At 64.1% G+C, this 18,217-nt stretch carries 15 protein-coding genes; 3 read left to right on the top strand and 12 right to left on the bottom strand.

The genetic code is table 11. The features are described 5' to 3' along the window. Positions 1 to 50 precede the first annotated feature (50 nt). On the top strand, positions 51 to 941 hold the full coding sequence (locus PSEMO_RS02920) for an acyltransferase (protein ID WP_075801661.1): 891 nt from the start codon (positions 51 to 53) through the stop codon (positions 939 to 941). On the opposite strand, the gene PSEMO_RS02915 is transcribed toward PSEMO_RS02920, so the two are convergent. The 8 genes from PSEMO_RS02915 to PSEMO_RS02885 form a co-directional block, all read right to left on the bottom strand. Next, the gene (locus PSEMO_RS02915; protein ID WP_075801660.1) at positions 930 to 1,517 is read right to left on the bottom strand and encodes a DUF2780 domain-containing protein; all 588 of its coding nucleotides are present in this window, start codon (positions 1,515 to 1,517) and stop codon (positions 930 to 932) included. The genes PSEMO_RS02920 and PSEMO_RS02915 overlap by 12 nt on opposite strands. 192 nt (positions 1,518 to 1,709) lie before the next feature. After that, entirely contained in the window at positions 1,710 to 1,865 is a 156-nt protein-coding gene (locus tag PSEMO_RS33405; RefSeq protein WP_178391956.1) for a hypothetical protein, read from the bottom strand. Further along, a complete protein-coding gene (locus PSEMO_RS02910) occupies positions 1,862 to 2,968 on the bottom strand; it encodes a PepSY-associated TM helix domain-containing protein (RefSeq protein ID WP_075801659.1) in 1,107 nt (368 codons plus the stop codon). Before PSEMO_RS02910 ends, PSEMO_RS33405 begins: the two co-directional genes overlap by 4 nt. A 170-nt stretch (positions 2,969 to 3,138) precedes the next feature. After that, positions 3,139 to 5,544, bottom strand: coding sequence for a TonB-dependent receptor (locus tag PSEMO_RS02905; RefSeq protein ID WP_075801658.1), 2,406 nt, complete (start codon positions 5,542 to 5,544; stop codon positions 3,139 to 3,141). Between the two features lie 212 nt (positions 5,545 to 5,756). Further along, a complete protein-coding gene (locus PSEMO_RS02900; RefSeq protein WP_075801657.1) occupies positions 5,757 to 6,734 on the bottom strand; it encodes a FecR domain-containing protein in 978 nt (325 codons plus the stop codon). Next, positions 6,731 to 7,249 carry an RNA polymerase sigma factor gene (locus PSEMO_RS02895; protein ID WP_075801656.1) on the bottom strand — a complete coding sequence of 173 codons (519 nt, stop codon included), beginning with the start codon at positions 7,247 to 7,249 and terminating at the stop codon, positions 6,731 to 6,733. Before PSEMO_RS02895 ends, PSEMO_RS02900 begins: the two co-directional genes overlap by 4 nt. A gap of 119 nt (positions 7,250 to 7,368) precedes the next feature. Continuing rightward, positions 7,369 to 8,079: a 3'-5' exonuclease gene (locus PSEMO_RS02890; protein WP_075801655.1), complete on the bottom strand. Its 711-nt coding sequence runs from the start codon at positions 8,077 to 8,079 to the stop codon at positions 7,369 to 7,371. After that, on the bottom strand, positions 8,076 to 10,013 hold the full coding sequence (locus PSEMO_RS02885; RefSeq protein WP_075801654.1) for a DUF294 nucleotidyltransferase-like domain-containing protein: 1,938 nt from the start codon (positions 10,011 to 10,013) through the stop codon (positions 8,076 to 8,078). The genes PSEMO_RS02890 and PSEMO_RS02885 overlap by 4 nt, the downstream gene beginning before the upstream one ends. A gap of 190 nt (positions 10,014 to 10,203) precedes the next feature. On the opposite strand from PSEMO_RS02885, the gene PSEMO_RS02880 reads away from it, so the two are divergent. Continuing rightward, positions 10,204 to 10,647, top strand: a complete 444-nt coding sequence (locus tag PSEMO_RS02880) for a response regulator (protein ID WP_075801653.1) — start codon at positions 10,204 to 10,206, stop codon at positions 10,645 to 10,647. A 140-nt stretch (positions 10,648 to 10,787) separates the two neighbouring features. Here the strand turns inward: PSEMO_RS02880 and PSEMO_RS02875 are convergent, their stop codons facing one another. Continuing rightward, positions 10,788 to 12,965 carry a malate synthase G gene (locus PSEMO_RS02875; protein ID WP_075801652.1) on the bottom strand — a complete coding sequence of 726 codons (2,178 nt, stop codon included), beginning with the start codon at positions 12,963 to 12,965 and terminating at the stop codon, positions 10,788 to 10,790. Positions 12,966 to 13,404: 439 nt separating this feature from the next. Between PSEMO_RS02875 and PSEMO_RS02870 the strand changes: the two genes are divergently transcribed. Further along, positions 13,405 to 13,923: a glycine cleavage system protein R gene (locus PSEMO_RS02870; protein ID WP_075801651.1), complete on the top strand. Its 519-nt coding sequence runs from the start codon at positions 13,405 to 13,407 to the stop codon at positions 13,921 to 13,923. A gap of 226 nt (positions 13,924 to 14,149) precedes the next feature. On the opposite strand, the gene rarD is transcribed toward PSEMO_RS02870, so the two are convergent. From rarD to PSEMO_RS02855, 3 genes are all read right to left on the bottom strand, one after another. Beyond that, entirely contained in the window at positions 14,150 to 15,037 is an 888-nt protein-coding gene (rarD, locus tag PSEMO_RS02865; RefSeq protein WP_075801650.1) for an EamA family transporter RarD, read from the bottom strand. A 59-nt stretch (positions 15,038 to 15,096) separates the two neighbouring features. Next, complete coding sequence (locus PSEMO_RS02860; protein ID WP_075801649.1) at positions 15,097 to 16,071, bottom strand: serine/threonine protein kinase; 975 nt, start codon at positions 16,069 to 16,071, stop codon at positions 15,097 to 15,099. A gap of 220 nt (positions 16,072 to 16,291) precedes the next feature. Continuing rightward, positions 16,292 to 18,196 carry a PhoX family protein gene (locus PSEMO_RS02855; RefSeq protein WP_075801648.1) on the bottom strand — a complete coding sequence of 635 codons (1,905 nt, stop codon included), beginning with the start codon at positions 18,194 to 18,196 and terminating at the stop codon, positions 16,292 to 16,294. Positions 18,197 to 18,217 lie beyond the last annotated feature (21 nt).

Here is an 18,217-nt window from a genome sequence, read left to right as displayed (position 1 = left end):
GGCCGGCTGCTTAAAATGGCCGACTGTTTTCCCACAATAAGAGTGGACCTATGCGTCGCCTGCTCACCGGCAGTTTCGTCACCCTGTTGCTGTTGCTCAACACCCTGTTCTTCATCGGGCCGCTGATGGTCTTCGCCTTGCTCAAGCTGGTCTTGTCCGGGCGTAACCGCGATCGCGCCTCGTGGATGGTCATGTGGTTCGCCGAGACCTGGGCCGAGGTCGACAAGCTGATCTTCTCCCTGTGCATTCCCACGGTCTGGAATGTGCGCGGCAATGCCAACCTGCGTGTCGACACCTCGTATCTGGCGGTCAGCAACCACCAGACCTGGGTGGATATCCCGGCGCTGATCCAGGTGCTCAACCGCAAGATCCCGTTCTTCAAGTTCTTCCTCAAGAAGGAGCTGATCTGGGTGCCGTTGCTGGGCCTGGCCTGGTGGGCGCTGGATTACCCGTTCATGAAGCGCTACAGCAAGGCCTTCCTCGACAAGAACCCGCACCTCAAGGGCCAGGACCTGGAAATCACCAAGGCCGCCTGCGAGCTGTTCAAGCGCCAGTCGGTGACCGTGGTCAACTACCTGGAAGGCACGCGCTTCACCGAAGCCAAGCGCGCGGCGCAGCAGTCGCCGTACCAGCACCTGCTCAAGCCCAAGGCGGGCGGCGTGGCCTTCGTCCTGGCGGCGCTGGGTGAACAGCTGGATGCGCTGCTGGACGTGACCATCGTCTACCCGGGCGACAAGGCCCCGGGTTTCTGGGACCTGGTCAGTGGTTCGATTCCGCGGGTGATCGTCGATATCGAAGTGCGCGAGCTGGACCCGGCGCTGTGGGCCGGTGACTACGAAACCGACCCGGCAACGCGCCAGGCCGTGCAGGCCTGGGTCAACCAGCTGTGGCACGACAAGGACGCGCGCATCGAGCGCCTGCGGGCCGAATTAAACCGATGAATGCGCTTTAGGGGCCAGCGGTGCTGCCGTGCCGCTGCCCCAGATGCCGGACAGGCTCTGCAACAACGACCCGGCCACGCCCTGCTGGCCGAGGTACTGAAGGATCAGCGGGGCGAACTGGCCGATCATCCCGGTATCCATGCCCAGGGCGCTGAAGGCGTTGTTCAGGTCGGTGCCGTTCTTCACATTGCCGCCCAGGGCATTGCTCAGGGCAGAGCTCTCGCCGCTCTTGCCGAGCAGATCACCCAATCCCGCCAGCCCGCCGAGGGCGTTGTCGCCGGAGAGCATGTCCAGGCCCGGGACGGCCTTGGTCAATTGTTCGTAGTCGCTGCCGCTCAGCTGGTTGCGCGCCAGGCCCATGAGGGCGCCGGTGCCGCCGATGGCTTGTTCGGGGGTGATTTTCAATTCGCTGCCCAGGGTGTTGAGCAGGTTGGCCGAGCCTTCGGGAGCCTGGACCGGGGCCTTGTTCTGCTGGCCTTGCATGGTGGAGATGGCGTTCGCTGCATCGTTCAGGTTGAAGGCGAATACCGGGGTGGTGGCCAGGGCCAGGAGGGAGACCAGGGCGAAGCGTTTCATGGGGAGGGACCTCGTCAGCCGGGAAAGGCAGGGAAAACGAGGGTTGGATCGGGATTTTGGGGGAATGTTCCCGGGGGGCGGACTGTTGGTGTTCTTTAGGGCCTCATCGCTGGCAAGCCAGCTCCCACAGGGATCGCATGCACCGCGGACCCTGTGGGAGCTGGCTTGCCAGCGATTGGGGTCACCACAGATCTACCTGAAGAAACCCCTGAACCCGTACCACGCCGGCAACCCCAGCCCGACCCAGGACAGCGCATCCCACCAGCCATCCCCAAGCAGCGCGGCAAACAGCCCCGCCGCCCCGAGCACACCGATCAGCAGCGGCATGCCGAACACTTTCCAGTTCATCGGCCCGCCTCCGTCCGTCTGCGTACCCACCACAGATACAACCCGCTACCCAGCACGACGATGGTCAGCACATCCAGCGCCGCCCAGAGGATCTGCATCGGCCGGCCACCGTAGTCGCCGAAATGCAGCGGTCCCGAGAGACCCATGGCATCCATGTACCAAGGGCGCTCACCGACGGCAGTGACCTTCAGGTTGCTGGCATCGATCAGCACCGGCGTCAGCAGGTGCGAGGTCAGGTGCGTGCTGCCCTTCATGAACACCGCATAGTGGTGCTCGCTGGAGAAGCGCGTCCCAGGGAAGGCGATGAAGTCCGGCTCCATCCCCGGCGCCGCCTCGGCCGCGATATCCAGCACCCGGCTGACCGGGGCCAGCTGGGTCAGCGGCGGTGCATCGCGATACGGTGCGACCATCGCCGTCAGGCTGTCATTGCGCCAGGCGGCGATGACCAGGTCGGACAGCGCGCTGATCACCCCGGTCACCCCCACCACCAGCGCCCAGGTCAGGGTGACGATGCCGATCAGGTTGTGCAGGTCGAGCCAGCGCGTGCGCCGGGATTTCCCGTGGCGCACCGTGGCGAAGTCCAGGCGGCGCATGAACGGCGCATAGAGCACCACCCCGGAAATGATCGCCACCACGAACAGCACGCCCATGAACGCCAGCAGCAGCTTGCCCGGCAACCCGGCGAACATGTCCACGTGCAGGCGCAGCATGAGCATCATGAAGCCGCCGTTGGCCGACGGCATCTCCACCGCCTCGCCGGTACGGGCGTCGAGCATGAAGGTGTGCGACGAGTTCGGCTCGGTGCCTGCGGTGGCAGCCATGATCGCCACCACGCCGTTGCTGTCGTCCTCGTCCCAGCCGAAGTACTGCATGACTTCGCCCGGGCGGTGGGCCTCGGCCTTCAGGACAAGCTGCTGGAGGTCCAGCTTCGGCGTGTCGGCAGGCATCACCTGCAGCTCGGGCGCATCGCCCAGCAGGTGGTCGATCTCGTGGTGGAAGATCAGGGGCAGCCCGGTCACTGCCAGCAGCAGCAGGAACAGGGTGCTGATGAGGCTGGTCCAGGTGTGGATCGTGGACCAGCGGCGGATGGTCTTGGCTTGCATGGTGTCTGGCTAACCGGTGTATGAGCGCGGACAGGTCTTTTGCCTGTTTGATTTTTTGGGCCTGCTGCGCAGGCCTTCGCGGGCAAGCCACGCTCCTACAGGGGATCGCGGGGTTCTGTAGGAGCGTGGCTTGCCCGCGAAGGGCCGCAGAGCGGCCCCGGAGGGTGTACTTAGAACTCCAGCTGCGCCGAGAACTGCACGGTCCGTGGATCGCCCAGGTAGAAGCTGTTCAGCCAGTATTCCTTGTTCGCCAGGTTGGCAACGTTGACGCGGAAGGTCACGTCGTTGTCCGACACATGCATCTTGTAGCGCGCACCGGCATCGAAGGTGGTGAACGATGGCAGGCTTTCGTGGTTGGCTTCATCGGCGTACTGCTTGCCGGTGTAGTAGGCGCCACCGGTCAGGGCAAAGCCCGGGATCGCGTCCACGTCGTACTCGGCATAGACCTTGGCCAGTTGCTTGGCGACGTTGGTCGGCGCATTGCCTTCGTTGGCGGTGATCGCGGTTTTCTTGACCTTCGGATCGAGCAGGGTGATACCGCCGACCACGGTCAGCTCAGGCACGACCTTGCCGGTCACGCTGAACTCCATGCCGTTGTTTTCCTGGCGGCCATCCTGGGTATAGAGACCGGCGCTGTTCTTGTAGTTGTTCGGTTTGTCGATATTGAAGAACGCCAGGGTGAACAGGGTCTCGCCCACGGTCGCCTTGGCACCGATCTCGTACTGCTCGCTGATCTGCGGCGCCAGTGCCTGGCCGGCGTTGATCGCGTCGCTCGGCGCCACGCCGCCGGCCTGCAGGCCTTCGATATAGGTGGCGTAGGTGGTCAGCCAGGGGACTGGCTTGTAGATCAGCGAGATGTTCGGCGAAGTCTTGCTCTTGTTGTACTTGGTCTCGGTCTCCGGCGTGCCGAAGGCCTTGGCGTAGACGAACTCGTTGGTGTAGCTCTTGATCTGGGTATGGGTCACGCCAAGGATGGTCGACCACTGCTCGTTGAAGGTGATGACGTCGCCGATCAGGAAGTTGTTGGTTTCCGCACTGTTGGCCAGGCGCTGGTCACCGTGTCCGATGGACCAGGAAGGCTTGTCGACCTGTGGCCGCTGGTCCAGCGGCAGGGTGCCCACGGGAGATTGGTACTGCCAGTCTGGGTAAGGAATGTGATCCTCATATTGCTTCACCCGGGTGGTGTTGCCCTGGTAGCCCAGGGTCAGCTTGTGGCCCAGCGGGCCGGTCGCGAAGACCGAGTCGAGGAACAGCGAGCCGGACTTCTCTTCGCTTTCGATCGGCGCGAAGGCATAGATTGGCTGGCTGTAGAAGCCGGTGCTGTTGATGGTCGGGCCGGTGTAGGTGAATTCATCGGTGTACTGCTGGGCGGCGAAGGCCGCGCGCAGGGTGAAGGTGTCGTTCAGGCGCCAGTTGGCACGAACGCCGGCTTTGTCGGTCTCGTTGTCGGAGAAGGACCACTTCTGGCTGTACAGCTTGTCGTTCTTCAGCGAGGAGGCGTCAGGCCTCTCGGCGCCCGGGAACACGTACCAGTAGCTGCTCAGGCCGCGTACCTGGTTCTTGCGGTGGGACGCATCGAACTGGATCTGCAGGTCGTCGTTGACGTTCCAGTCCAGCGCCGCGCTGATCATCTGGCGACGGTGCTTTTGCAGGTCGATCGCGGTCTCGCCGTCCTGGGTCAGGACGTTGAGGCGATAGGCGAAGACACCGGCGTCGTCGATCTTGCCGCCGAAGTCGCCGTGCAGGTAGTAGTTCTCGCCGCCGGCATTACCCAGGGTGACGCTGTTGTAGCGCTCGTAGGTCGGGCGCTTGAGCACGTAGTTGACCAGGCCGCCCGGCGTGCCCGGGCCGTAGAGGAAGCCGGTGAGGCCGGTGATGATTTCCAGCTGCTCGGTGTCTTCGATGAAGTTGCCGGCATCGGCGCCGTTGCTGAAGCGCAGGCCGTCATTGGCGATGTTCATGTTGCCCGAGCCGCTGAAACCGCGGATCGCCACGGCGCTGGCGTAACCGGCGGCACGCGGGCCGTACAACTGGGTGGCGGGGTTGCGCTTGAAGACGTCGTCGAGGCTGGTGGTTTGGGTGTTCTTGAGGAACTCCTGGGACACCACGCTCATGGAGTAGGGGGTGTCCTGCAGTTTCATGCCGCCGAGCGCGCCGACGTTCTTCACGTTTTCGGTGCGATAGCCGGCAGAAGCACTGCCGTCGACGCTGGCGACAGTAGCATTGATATCGGTGCTGGGCAGGGCCAGGACGCCTTCTTCGACCGCCGACAGGGTGTAGGTTCCTTCGCTGCTCTGTTGCAGTTGCAGGCCGGTGCCACGCAGGGCCTGCTGCAACGCGCTCACGCCGCTGTACTCGCCTTTCACTGGTGCCGAGGTCTTGCCACTCGCCAACGCCGGATCCAGCGCCAGGGCGATACCCGCCTGGCTGGCGATCTGGTTCAGGGTGCTGGCCAGCGGGGCTGCTGGCAGGTTGTAGGTGCGCGAAGTCTGTTCGGCGGCGACCAGCGGGGTCGCGATGGCAATGGCCACGGCCAGCAGGCTGGGGCGCAGGAGGCTTTTGATTGAGCGGGTCATGCGGGTCCTCGACGGGAATTTTTGTGCTAAGTAGCCTCCATGCCGAACGAGATTCCGAAAGTGATAGTGGGTTAGTGAAAATATTTTCGATTTAGATTCCGGTGGTGCTTTTGAGGGCCCTATCGCTGGCAAGCCAGCTCCCACAGGGTCCGAGTCGCTGCAGGACCCTGTGGGAGCTGGCTTGCCAGCGATGAGGCCAGTAGGGCCAATACTTATTTCTCTGCGCGAGCCACCACGGTCACCCACCACTGGGTACGCTGCTGCACCTGCACCGGCAAGGTCGGCAACAGCGACTTCAACGCCAGGTCGGTGTCATGCAACGGGAAGCTCCCGGTAATCCGCAGGTCCGCCACTTCCGGCGCAACCCCCAGATACCCTGGGCGATAGCGGCCCAACTCCTCGACCAGCTCCGCCAGCCGCACGTTGTCCACCACCAGCATGCCGCGGGTCCAGGCATCGGCGCCGACCCCGAGCTTGTCGATCCGGCCCAGGCGGTCGTGGCTCATCAACACCTGCTGGCCTTCCTGCAGCACCTGCTCGTCACCGCTGTCCTGCGGCTTGGCCGCCACCGCCGACTGCAGCACGCTCAGGCGCGTGCCCTTGTCTTCCAGGCGCACCAGGAAGCGCGTGCCCAGCGCACGCATGCGGCCGTCGTCGGTGACCACCACGAACGGTCGCTGGTCGTTGTCCTTGTGCCCGGTCTCGATGGAGATCTCGCCGTCATGCAGGACGATCAGGCGTTCCTTGGCACTGAAGCGGATATCCACTGCGGAATGGGTGTTGAGGCTGATCAGGGTGCCGTCGTCCAGGCGCAGGCTGCGGGTTTCCCCAGTGCCGGTGCGCTGGTCGGCGAGCCAGTAGCCCAGCGGCTGGTGCACATTGACCCAACTGAGCAGGCCACCCAGCACCACGATGCTGGCCAGCCCGCCGCCGAGCTTGCGCACACGCTGGCGCAGACTGACGCGGGATTGCTGCAGGGCCTTGCGTGCTGGCCCGGCGGCTGCGGCAAAGCGCTGGTCGAGCATGCCCAGTTGCCGCCAGGCACGGGCGTGTTCTTCGCTCGCGGCGTGCCAGCGCTCGAACTCGGCGCGTTCCTGGGCGTTGCCACTGCCCGTGTCGAAGCACAATTGCCAGTTGATCGCGGCATCGAGCACCCCGGCCGAGACGGGGGCGTTGTTCATCCGCGTCATGTCGGCTCGCCATACAGGGCGATGTAGCACTGGCGCAGGCCCTGGGCCAGGTACTGGCGCACCCGCGGTACCGACACGCCGAGCTTGTCGGCGATCTCGGCGTGGCTCATGCCATCCAGGCGGTTGTGCAGGAAGGCCGCGCGGGCCTTGCTCGACAGCTTGCCGAGCAGGCGATCGATGGCCTTGAGGTCTTCGAGGATCAGGTGCAGGGCTTCCGGCGAGGGATGCTCGGCCTCCGGAATCAACAGCAGTTCTTCCAGGTAGGCCTGTTCCAGCGCGGTGCGGCGGAAGTGGTCGAACAGCAGGCCCTTGGCCACGGCCAGGAGGAACGCCCGCGGCTGACGCGGTGCCGGCAGCTCGTCGCGGCCGAGCAGGCGCACGAAGGTGTCCTGGCTCAGGTCTTCGGCGCGTTCGCTGCTGGCCAGGTTGCGGCGCAGCCAGGCAAGCAGCCAGCTGCGATGGTCGCGGTACAGTGCGCCAACCAGCTCGCTGTGAGGGCTAGGTACGGACGACAAGGCGTTCCCCGGAAAAAGAAAGTGTTAACTAACGAGAATTATTCGCGATTGTGTCAGAGCCTGTGGCACTGTGCAATTAACGCTCATCGGATTGCTCGGTCGTTAGTCCGGGAAAGATATTACAAGCCGTGATGCTGCTGGCGCTTGCGTCGCCAGCCTTGCAGGCGTTGTTCAAGCTGCGCCGGGCTGTCGAGTAGCTGGCGCCGGGCCTGGCTGAACAGGATCAGGGCGATCTCGGCCGTGACCTGGGCATCGGCGCTGGCGTTGTGGCGCTCCTCGACCTGCAGACCGAAATGGGCGACCCAGTCGTCGAGCCCGGCGTCGCGCATCACCACGTCGGGGTTGAGCAGCAGCGCCAGTTCGGCGACGTCCATGAACGGGTGCTGAAGCTTGTAGCCGAGGCTGTCCTTGAGCGCGCGGCCGAGCATGCGCTGGTCGAAACCGGCGTGGAAGGCCAGCAGCGGGCTGTCGCCGATAAAGTCCATGAGGTCCAGCAGCGCTTCCACCGGATCACAGCCAGCGGCGATGGCGCTGGGGGCCAGGCCGTGGATCAGCACACTGGGGGCGAGCTTGTGATCGTGGCGGTGCAGGGTGCGTTCGAACTGCTGGCTAAAGTCGATGGCGCCGTCCTCGATCACCACGGCACCGATCGACAGCACCTGGTCGCGGTTGACGTTGAGGCCACTGGTTTCCAGGTCCAGCACCACCCAGCGCTGCTGGCGCAGACTCAGGTCGCCGAGGGCCGGGGCGGCGGCCAGTCGCTCCAGGCGCTGGCGCTGCTCGTCTTCGAGGGTGGGTTGGCTGGGACGCAGCCAGGCAAACAGGCTCATAACTGATACCGCAGGGCCAGGCTGCTTTGCAGGCGCTGGGCCTGACGCAGGGATTCACGCAGGATGCGCCGGTCGAGGTCGTTGAGGTCGTCCGGGTCGACGCGGTTGGAGTAGGGCAGGTTCTGCCGGGTCTGGATCTGGTGCTGCTGCATGCGGGTCTGCTGGATGAAATGGTAGGCCTCCTCGAAGGCGCCGCCGTCCAGCGCGTCGATCACCTCCTTCTCCACCAACTGGCGCAGGCGCTCCAGGGTGTTGTTGGCGCTGATGCCGTTGGCCAGGGCCAGCAGGCGCGCGCCATCGACGAAGGGCGTCAGGCCCTGGACCTTGAGGTCGAGGGTGGCGGCCTTGTCGTTGCCGGCGCGGGTCAGGACGAACTCGCGGAAGCGCCCCACCGGTGGTTTCTGGCGCAGTGCGTTGTCGGCCATCATGCGCTGGAACAGGCGGTTGTCGGCGACCTGTTCGAGGATGCCGTGGCGCAGTTGCTCGCAGCCGCGGTCATCGCCCCAGACCACCCGCAGGTCGAAGTAGATGCTGGAGGCCAGCAGGTTTTCCGGGGTCGCCTCGCGGATAAAGGCCGAGAAGCGCCGCGCCCATTCGCTGCGCGACAGGCACAGCTCCGGGTTGCCGGCCATGATATTGCCCTTGCACAGGCTGAAGCCGCATTGCGCCAGGTTCTGGTTGATGTACTGGGCGAGGGGCAGCAGGCGGCCGCGGATCTCGGCGGCCTCCACCGCATCCTTGGCCTCGAAGAGGATGCCGTTGTCCTGGTCGGTGTGCAGGGTCTGCTCGCGGCGGCCTTCGCTGCCGAAGCACAGCCAGGTAAACGGCACGCCCGGGTCGCCCTTTTCTTCCAGGGCCAGTTCGATCACCCGGCACACGGTGTGGTCGTTGAGCAGGGTGATGATATGGGTGATCTGGGTCGAGGACGCGCCGTGGGCGAGCATGCGTTCCACCAGTTGGCCGATCTCGCCGCGCAGGCCCACCAGGCTTTCCAGGCGCGGTGCGCTGCGGATGGTGCGGGCCAGGTGGACCAGGTCGACCCGTTGCAGGGAAAACAGGTCGCGCTCGGAGACCACGCCACACAGGCGCCGGTCCTCCACCAGGCAGACGTGAGCGATATGTCGCTCGGTCATGGCGATGGCCGCATCGAAGGCGCTGGCCTGGGGCGTGAGGTAGAAGGGCGAGGCGGTCATATGGCCGGAGACTGCCGAGTCGAAGTCGGTCTCGGCACGGGCCACCACCTGGCGCAGGTCGCGCAGGGTGAAGATGCCCACCGGGAAACGCTGTTCATCGACGATCACGATGCTGCCGACCTGGGTCTCGTCCATCATCCGCACCGCTTCGCGCAGGCTGGTGGCCGGGGTGCAGACCACCGGATGGCGCATGGCCAGTTCGCCGAGGCGGGTGTTGAGCGAATACTGGTTGCCGAGGGTCTCCACGGCGCGGCGCTGGACCTGCTGGTTGACCTGGTCGAGCAGGCTGCTCACCCCACGTAGGGAAAAATCTCGAAACACGTCGGAAATGGCGAACAGACGGATGAATGCCGCTTTGTTCAACTGCAGGCAGAAGGTGTCTTCGCCGGCGATATGTTCGGTGCGGGTGGCGCGTTCGCCCAGCAGGGCGGCCAGCGGGAAGCATTCGCCGCGGGTGATTTCGAAGGTGGTTTCGGTGCCGCCCTTGACCACATGGGTGCGCTCGCCGACCACGCGGCCCTGCTTGACGATGTAGAAGTGCTCGACGGGGCCGTCGGCAGGTTTGATGATGCTCTCGCCGGCGGCATGGAAGCGCAGTTGGCACTGTTCCACCAGGTACGCCAGGTGGGCGTTCTCCATCTGGTTGAACGGCGGGAAACGTTGCAGGAACTGCATGGTCCCCTGGATGTTCTGCATGACAGCGGTTTTACCGGCCTGGTCGAACGCGTCCATTTTGCTCATCAGCGGCACCGTCTCGGGGTCTCGTGTAGCGAAACCGAATTGTTGTTATTGCTTCCATGGTCGGCTGACCGCCAGCAGGTGCCCATTGGACGTAAGTCTAGGGCGCCGACGAAATGCAGGTTGCAAGCGCTTTGATTGCGGTCTGAACTTGATTACAGAGCCTTTGCGTGCTCGAAACAATGAGATGCCCATGCCTGACCACGACGATTTATTGAGCGATGCCGAGCGCGAGGCGCTTGCGGAATTGACCGCACCGCCCGCGCGACCGCAGAAAGTGCTGGTGGTCGATGACGATGAGGACGCCAGCGACCTGCTGGCGCAGTACCTCGAGGCCGAGGGGATCGAGAGTTTTGCCCTGACCGATGCGCGCGAGGCCTTGCAGAGGATCCTGCACGACCGGAGTATCGGGTTGTTGATCACGGATTTGCGGATGGGGCCGTTCGATGGCCTGGAGCTGATTGGCAAGGTGCGCGAGTCGGAGCGGGCGGAGCTGCCGATCATCATCATTTCCGGCGATGCCGGCGTGCAGGATGCGATTACCGCCATGCACCTGAGTGTGGTGGATTTCCTGCTGAAGCCGATCGAGGTGGGGAAATTGATGGAGTTGGTGCGGCGGGAGCTGGGGATCAGCTGATAGAAGTGTGTTGCTGTTGAGGGCCCTATCGCTGGCAAGCCAGCTCCCACAGGGATCGCGAACACCGCTAAACCTGTGGGAGCTGGCTTTCCAGCGATGAGGCCAGACCAGACACCATCGATGTCTGGCCGGCCCATCACTTACAGGCCGTTACGCGCCTTGTACTCGCGACGACGACGGTGCAGCACCGGCTCGGTATACCCGTTCGGTTGCTTGGCACCTTCGACCACCAGTTCGACCGCCGCCTGGAAGGCGATGTTGCTGTCGAAGTCCGGCGCCATCGGGCGATACAGCGCGTCGTTGGCGTTCTGCTTGTCCACCACCGGCGCCATGCGCTTCAGGCTTTCCAGGATCTGTGCCTCGCTCACCACGCCATGACGCAGCCAGTTGGCCAGCAGCTGGGCGGAGATACGCAGGGTGGCACGGTCTTCCATCAGGCCGACATCGTTGATGTCCGGCACCTTCGAGCAACCCACGCCCTGGTCGATCCAGCGCACCACGTAGCCAAGGATGCCCTGGGCATTGTTGTCCAGCTCGTTGCGGATCTCGTCGGCGGACCAGTTGGTGTCCGGCGCCAGCGGGATGGTCAGGATGTCGTCCACCGAAGCCGGGGCGCGCTTGGCCAGTTCGGCCTGGCGCTCCTTCACGTTGACCTTGTGGTAGTGCAGCACGTGCAGGGCCGCGGCGGTCGGCGACGGGACCCACGCAGTGTTGGCACCGGCCAGCGGATGGGCGATCTTCTGTTCCAGCATATCGGCCATCAGGTCCGGCATGGCCCACATGCCTTTACCGATCTGGGCGCGGCCTTGCAGACCGGTCGCCAGGCCGATATCGACGTTGGAGTTCTCGTAGGCACCGATCCATTTCTGCGCCTTCATGGCACCCTTGCGCACCATCGCGCCGGCTTCCATGGAGGTGTGGATCTCGTCGCCGGTACGGTCGAGGAAGCCGGTGTTGATGAACACTACGCGCTCGCTGGCCGCCTTGATGCACGCCTTGAGGTTGACCGTGGTACGGCGCTCCTCGTCCATGATCCCGACTTTCAGGGTGTTGTGCGGCAGGCCGAGCATGTCTTCGATACGGCCGAACAGCTCGTTGGTGAACGCCGCTTCTTCCGGACCGTGCATCTTCGGCTTGACGATGTACACCGAACCCTTGCGGGTGTTCTTGCGGGTGGTGTTGCCGTTGAGGTTGTGCATCGCCGCCAGGTTGGTGACCAGGCCGTCGAGGATGCCTTCGGGGACTTCGTTGCCGTCCTTGTCGAGGATCGCGTCGATGGTCATCAGGTGACCGACGTTGCGCACGAACAGCAACGAACGACCATGCAGGGTGACGGTGCCACCGGCCGGCGTGGTGTACTCGCGGTCCGGGTTCATGGTGCGGGTGAAGGTCTGGCCGTTCTTGCTCACGCTTTCCGCCAGGCCGCCCTTCATCAGGCCCAGCCAGTTGCGGTAGACGACGACCTTGTCGTCGGCGTCCACGGCAGCGACCGAGTCTTCGCAGTCCATGATGGTGGTCAGGGCAGCTTCGACCAGGATGTCCTTCACGCCGGCGGCGTCGGTCTGGCCGACTGGAGTGGTCGGGTCGATCTGGATTTCGAAGTGCAGGTCGTTGTGCTTGAGCAGGATGCCGGTCGGCTCGGACGCCTGGCCCTGGAAGCCGATCAGCTGCGCGTCGTCACGCAGGCCGCTGTTGCTGCCGCCCTTGAGGGCGACGACCAGCTTGCCGCCGTCGATGCTGTAGCGGGTGGCGTCGACGTGGGAACCGGCAGCCAGTGGTGCGGATTCGTCGAGGAAGGCGCGGGCGAAGGCGATGACCTGGTCGCCACGGACCTTGTTGTAGCCCTTGCCCTTCTCGGCGCCGCCATCCTCGCTGATGGCATCGGTGCCGTACAGCGCGTCGTACAGCGAGCCCCAGCGGGCGTTGGAGGCGTTCAGGGCGAAGCGGGCGTTCATCACAGGAACGACCAGTTGCGGGCCGGCCATCACGGCGATTTCTTCATCGACGTTCTGGGTGGACACCTGGAAATCCGCGGCTTCTGGCAGCAGGTAACCAATTTCCTGGAGGAAAGTCTTGTAGGCCGCGGCGTCATGGGCCTGGCCTTTGCGCGCCTGGTGCCAGGCATCGATCTGCGCTTGCAGGGTGTCGCGTTTGCTCAGCAGGGCTTTGTTCTTTGGAGCGAGGTCGTTGATGATCTTTTCCGCGCCTGCCCAGAACTTCTCGGCGCTGACGCCGGTACCGGGAATGGCTTCGTTGTTCACGAAGTCGAACAGGACTTTGGCGACCTGAAGGCCACCGACTTGAACGTGTTCAGTCATTGCTTGCCTCACTCTGCTCAGCTATATCGCTTTCTATTTATGCCTTGCGCGCTTCTCTAAACACGGCACCACAAGCGGCCCTTGCGGACGACTGGATGCGGCCCGCCAGACAAGCCGGTGGGCGGTTGCGCATTTTCACAGGCGCTTGGCAGACATCGATCGGAACGTTTTGTAGTCCACGCTGCGGCATACTACATGATGCGCTGCGCATGTGAAAATCAGACTAAATACGTCGTTCTGCGACCGTTTGGTCGCATAGGGTCACGCTGGGAGGGCATATGTTCGCAAAAAACGAGTGGATTGTTCCAGATAAATCTTAAAACAGTACACGATTCGTTTTTCCGTTGACCTGCGGCAGGTTGCCGCGCCTTGCCTATACTTTCCCGACGTCCTGCTGCCACGGGCGTTTCCACGGGTATTCCAGCAGAGGGTCGTCCGCGTGAACCATCTTGTCCTCACCGTCATTGCCGCCGACAAGGCAGGCCAGGTCGAGCGTATCGCCCAAACCATCGCCGAGCATAACGGCAACTGGCTGGAGAGCCGCATGTCGCGGATGGCCGGGCAGTTCGCCGGGATCCTGCGTATCGCGGTGCCGGCCGAGTCCCATGATGAACTGGTCGAGGCCCTGCAGGCCTTGGGCGAGCGCGGCATCCGCGTACTGATCGCGGAAAGCGGGATCGAACCGTCCTGCTCGTGGAAGCCGATTGCCATGAGCCTGGTGGGCAATGATAGACCGGGAATCGTCCGCGACATCACTCGACTATTGGCGGAGCAGGGGGTCAATGTCGAGCGTTTGAGCACCGATGTGCGCCCGGCCCCGATGAGCAGCGAGCCGCTGTTCCATGCCGATGCCTTGCTCGCGGTGCCGCTGACCCTGTCGCTGGACAACCTGCAAGCCCGTCTCGAAGAGCTGGCCGACGACCTGATGGTCGATCTGGAACTGCGTCCTGAAGAGTAGTTATCCCCAATCCACTTATCCCGGTTTCACGGGGATCGCCCTGTGGATAAGCTGGGGGCTCAGCCGTGCAGGCCGCGCGGATCAAGGCTCTCCGGATATTGAGCAAAAAATCGCCAGAAATCAGGGTCTTGTGCACAAAGCACGGGGATGAGGGTGTGGATAACCTTGGGAGAGGTTGCTACAGGCCACGGATTACGTGGCCTGTAGCGGTTTGATCATTTTATGATCAGGCGCGTTTGCGCAGGGTCAGCCAGGCATCGACGCTGTACAGGGCCAGGCCGGCCCAGATGAACATGAACGCTACCAGGGTGCTGCTCGACAGATGCTCGCCGAACAGCAGCACTGCCTGCAGCAGCACCAGGGTCGGCGCCAGGTACTGCAGGAAGCCCAGGGTGGTGTAGGGCAGGTGGCGCGCGGCGGCGTTGAAGCTGACCAGCGGCACCAGGGTCACCGGGCCTGCCGCCATCAGCCACAGGGCCTGGCTGGTGCTGTAGAACTCGGGTTGAGCGCTGTTGGCCATGGGGTTGAGCAGCAGCCAGCCGATGGCAATCGGCACCAGCATCCAGGTTTCCACTACAAGACCGGGCAGGGCCGCTACAGGCGCCTGTTTGCGGATCAGCCCGTAGAAGCCGAAGCTCAGCGCCAGGGCCAGCGACACCCACGGCAGGCTGCCGACTTGCCAGACCTGCTGGGCCACGCCCAGTGCCGCCATCCCCACCGCGATCCATTGCAGGCGGCGCAGGCGCTCGCCGAGCAGGAGCATGCCCAGCAGCACGTTGATCAACGGGTTGATGTAGTAGCCGAGGCTGGCTTCGAGCATGCGCCCGTTGTTCACCGCCCAGACGTAGGTCAGCCAGTTGAAAGCGATCAGCGAGCCGCTCAGGGCGAGGATCGCCAGGCGCCGCGGGTTGTCACGCAGTTCACGCCACCAGCCGGGGTGTTTCCACACCAGCAGCAACGCTGCGCCGAACAGCGCTGACCAGAGCACCCGGTGGACGATGATCTCCACCGCCGGGACGCTTTGCAGCAGCTTGAAGTAGATGGGGAACAGGCCCCAGATGATATAGGCGGTCAGGCCGAGAATGTACCCGCGGCGCGGGTTGGCGGCAGTCATGATGATCCTTGCTTAGCTAGCTAAATGCGCGGCTATTGTAGACAGACGTCGTGCCGCTTTTAGAACAATTTGAGAGGCTCTTCGTCCAGCGCGGCGCATTGTTCGCGCAGTGCGAGGATCTGGTCGCCCCAATAGCGCTCCTGGCCGAACCAGGGGAAGCTGCGCGGGAAGGCCGGGTCGTCCCAGCGCCGTGCCAGCCAGGCGCTGTAGTGCAGCAGGCGCAGGCCGCGCAGGGGTTCGATCAGGGCCAGTTCACGCGGGTCGAAATCGTGGAACTCGTTGTAGCCGTCCATCAGTTCGGCGAGCTGGCCGAGGCGTTCCTCGCGGCTGCCGGCGAGCATCATCCACAGGTCCTGGACGGCGGGGCCCATGCGGCAGTCGTCGAGGTCGACGATATGGAACACCTCGTCGCGGCACATCAGGTTGCCGGGGTGGCAATCGCCGTGCAGGCGGATCTGCTTGTGCGGAGTGCGGGCGTAGATCGCCTCGATGCGCTTGAGCAGGTCGCGGGCCACGGATTCGAAGGCGGGCAGCAGGCTTTTCGGGACGTAGTCACCTTCCAGCAGGGTGGCCAGGGAAGCGTGGCCGAAGTTATCCACAGCGAGGCTCTCGCGCTCGGCGAACGGGCGGCTGGCGCCGACGGCGTGCAGGCGGCCGAGCAGTTGGCCGAGGCGGTAGAGCTGGTCGAGATTGCCGGGCTCCGGTGCTCGACCGCCACGCCGGGGGAACAGGGCGAAGCGGAAGCCGGCGTGTTCGAACAGGGTCTTGCCGTTGTGCAGCAGCGGGGCGACCACCGGCACTTCGCAGTCGGCCAGTTCGGCGGTGAAGGCGTGTTCCTCGAGGATCGCGGCATCGCTCCAGCGGTCGGGGCGGTAGAACTTGGCGATCACCGGTTCGGCGTCTTCGATGCCGACCTGGTAGACGCGGTTCTCGTAGCTGTTCAGCGCCAGGACCCGGGCATCGCTGAGCAGGTCCTGGCTTTCGATGGCATCCAGGACCAGATCGGGGGTGAGGGTATCGAAGGGGTGGGACATGCGCGACTCCGGCTGTGCGGCGTAAAGAGGCCGCATCGATTCCGGCATGGTAACTCAGGGGGTGTTTCCTGGAGAGGTCCAATTCTGAAGGCTTTCACAGAACCTTGTGGGAGCTGGCTTGCCAGCGATTTGGCCAGATCGGGCAACCTCATCGCTCATGCCGGCCTCATCGCTGGCAAGCCAGCTCCCACAGGGTTTTGTGTTAACCGGTCCTTGTGTGTCAGGCGCCGATAATGCCGCCATCCTCGCGGGTAATCGCCATCACCGACGACCGCGGCTTGCCATTCGGCAAATGCTCAGGGAAGGTCGAACCGCCGGTTTCACCCGGGTGCTGGATCCCCACGAACAAGGTCTTCTGGTCCGGAGCAAAGGCAATCCCGGTCACTTCGCAGGCCACCGGACCGACCATGAAGCGGCGGATTTCCCCGGTCGCCGGGTCGGCGCACAACATCTGGTTATTGCCCATGCCAGCGAAGTCCCCGGCATTGCTGTAGTCGCCGTCCGTGAGGATCCACAGCCGGCCATCCGGGTCGAAGCCCAGACCATCGGGGCTGTTGAACATGTTCTGCGCGGTGACATTGTCCGAGCCGCCTTTCGCTGCACCCGGGTGCACCTCGGGATTGCCGGCGACCACGAACAGGTCCCAGTCGAATTCCATCGAACCATGATCATCACCCGTCTCGCGCCAGCGCAGGATCTGCCCGTAGACGTTCTTCTCCCGCGGGTTCGGCCCACCCACCGGCTGGCCTTCCTCACCACGCTTGACGTTGTTGGTCAGGGTGCAATAGATCTGCCCGTCCTTCGGGCTCACCACGATCCATTCCGGCCGGTCCATGCGCGTGGCCTTCAGCAGGCTCGCGGCGAGACGTGCGTGGATCAGCACCTGGGCCTGGTTGGCGAAACCGGCCGCCGCATTCAGGCCGTTCTTGCCATGGGTCAGTTCCAGCCACTGGCCCTTGCCTTTCGGATGGTTCGGGTTGCCGTCGCCATCGTCGAAGCGCGCCACGTACAGGGTGCCGTGGTCCAGCAGGTTGCGGTTGGCGGTAGGGTTCTTGTGGTCGATGCGCTCGCGGCTGATGAACTTGTAGATGAACTCGCCACGCTCGTCGTCGCCCATGTACACCACGGCGCGGCCGTCACGGGTCTCGCCGAGGGCGGCGTTCTCGTGCTTGAAGCGGCCGAGGGCGGTGCGCTTGACCGGGGTGGACTTCGGATCGAACGGGTCGATCTCCACTACCCAGCCATGCCGGTTCAGTTCGTTGGGGTTCTTCGCCAGGTCGAAACGCGGGTCATGCAGGTGCCAGCCGACTTCCTTGCCCGCCACCGAGGCGCCGTAGCGCTTCTGCCCGGCGTCGAAGGCCTGCTGCGGATTGCTGCTGCCGAAGCAGTCGGTGAAGTTCTCTTCGCAGGTCAGGTAGGTGCCCCATGGGGTCTTGCCGTTGGCGCAGTTCTGGAAGGTGCCGAGGACCTTGGTCGCGCTGTTGTCGGCCGCGGTACGCAGCCAGGCATCACCCGCCGCCGGGCCGCTCAGGCGGATCGGCGTGTTGCCGTGGATGCGGCGGTTGTATTTGGAGCCCTGGACGAACTGCCACTGGCCGTTCTTGCGCTGCACTTCGATCACCGACACGCCTTCCGAGGCCTGGGCCTTGTGCACGTCTTCGGCATTGGCCGGCTGGCCGCCGTGGTCGAACAGGTAGCGGTAGTTGGTGTATTCGTTGTTGATCGCCATGAGCGCGCGGTTTTCGTCACCCGGGAAGGGGAACAGGCTCATGCCGTCGTTGTTGTCGCCGAACTGCACTTCCTGGGCCTTGGCCGTGCCCTTGCCGGACGGGTCGAAGGCCGGCGAGTCGGCATGCAGGGGCTGGCCCCAGCTGATCAGCACCGAGGCCTTGTAGCCCGGCGGCAGGCTGATGCCATCGGCGGTGGACGAGGGAATTGCGCTGAAACCGAGCAACGGGCTGCCGGAAGCGGCACTCACGCTATCGGCCAGCACGCTGCGGCTCAGCAGGTTGCCACCGAGAAACAGCGCCGCTCCACACAAGGCGCCGGCACCGATGAAACGGCGACGGCTCAGGCCGATAATCTGCTCGAGATCGGTCGGCTGGTTTTCTTCTAATAGGTTCATGACAGGCTTCCTGCGGTTTGT

The organism is Pseudomonas putida (genome assembly GCF_001941965.1).
Lineage (GTDB): Bacteria > Pseudomonadota > Gammaproteobacteria > Pseudomonadales > Pseudomonadaceae > Aquipseudomonas > Aquipseudomonas putida_L.
This window is presented reverse-complemented; position numbering and strand designations above follow the sequence as displayed.

Excerpts from the sequence above, each read along its gene's own strand:
- PSEMO_RS02920 (WP_075801661.1), top strand. The coding sequence starts at position 51 with ATGCGTCGCCTGCTCACCGGCAGTTTCGTCACCCTGTTGCTGTTGCTC.
- PSEMO_RS02915 (WP_075801660.1), bottom strand. The coding sequence starts at position 1,517 with ATGAAACGCTTCGCCCTGGTCTCCCTCCTGGCCCTGGCCACCACCCCG.
- PSEMO_RS33405 (WP_178391956.1), bottom strand. The coding sequence starts at position 1,865 with ATGAACTGGAAAGTGTTCGGCATGCCGCTGCTGATCGGTGTGCTCGGG.
- PSEMO_RS02910 (WP_075801659.1), bottom strand. The coding sequence starts at position 2,968 with ATGCAAGCCAAGACCATCCGCCGCTGGTCCACGATCCACACCTGGACC.
- PSEMO_RS02905 (WP_075801658.1), bottom strand. The coding sequence starts at position 5,544 with ATGACCCGCTCAATCAAAAGCCTCCTGCGCCCCAGCCTGCTGGCCGTG.
- PSEMO_RS02900 (WP_075801657.1), bottom strand. The coding sequence starts at position 6,734 with ATGACGCGGATGAACAACGCCCCCGTCTCGGCCGGGGTGCTCGATGCC.
- PSEMO_RS02890 (WP_075801655.1), bottom strand. The coding sequence starts at position 8,079 with ATGAGCCTGTTTGCCTGGCTGCGTCCCAGCCAACCCACCCTCGAAGAC.
- PSEMO_RS02885 (WP_075801654.1), bottom strand. The coding sequence starts at position 10,013 with ATGAGCAAAATGGACGCGTTCGACCAGGCCGGTAAAACCGCTGTCATG.
- PSEMO_RS02880 (WP_075801653.1), top strand. The coding sequence starts at position 10,204 with ATGCCTGACCACGACGATTTATTGAGCGATGCCGAGCGCGAGGCGCTT.
- PSEMO_RS02875 (WP_075801652.1), bottom strand. The coding sequence starts at position 12,965 with ATGACTGAACACGTTCAAGTCGGTGGCCTTCAGGTCGCCAAAGTCCTG.
- rarD (WP_075801650.1), bottom strand. The coding sequence starts at position 15,037 with ATGACTGCCGCCAACCCGCGCCGCGGGTACATTCTCGGCCTGACCGCC.
- PSEMO_RS02860 (WP_075801649.1), bottom strand. The coding sequence starts at position 16,071 with ATGTCCCACCCCTTCGATACCCTCACCCCCGATCTGGTCCTGGATGCC.
- PSEMO_RS02855 (WP_075801648.1), bottom strand. The coding sequence starts at position 18,196 with ATGAACCTATTAGAAGAAAACCAGCCGACCGATCTCGAGCAGATTATC.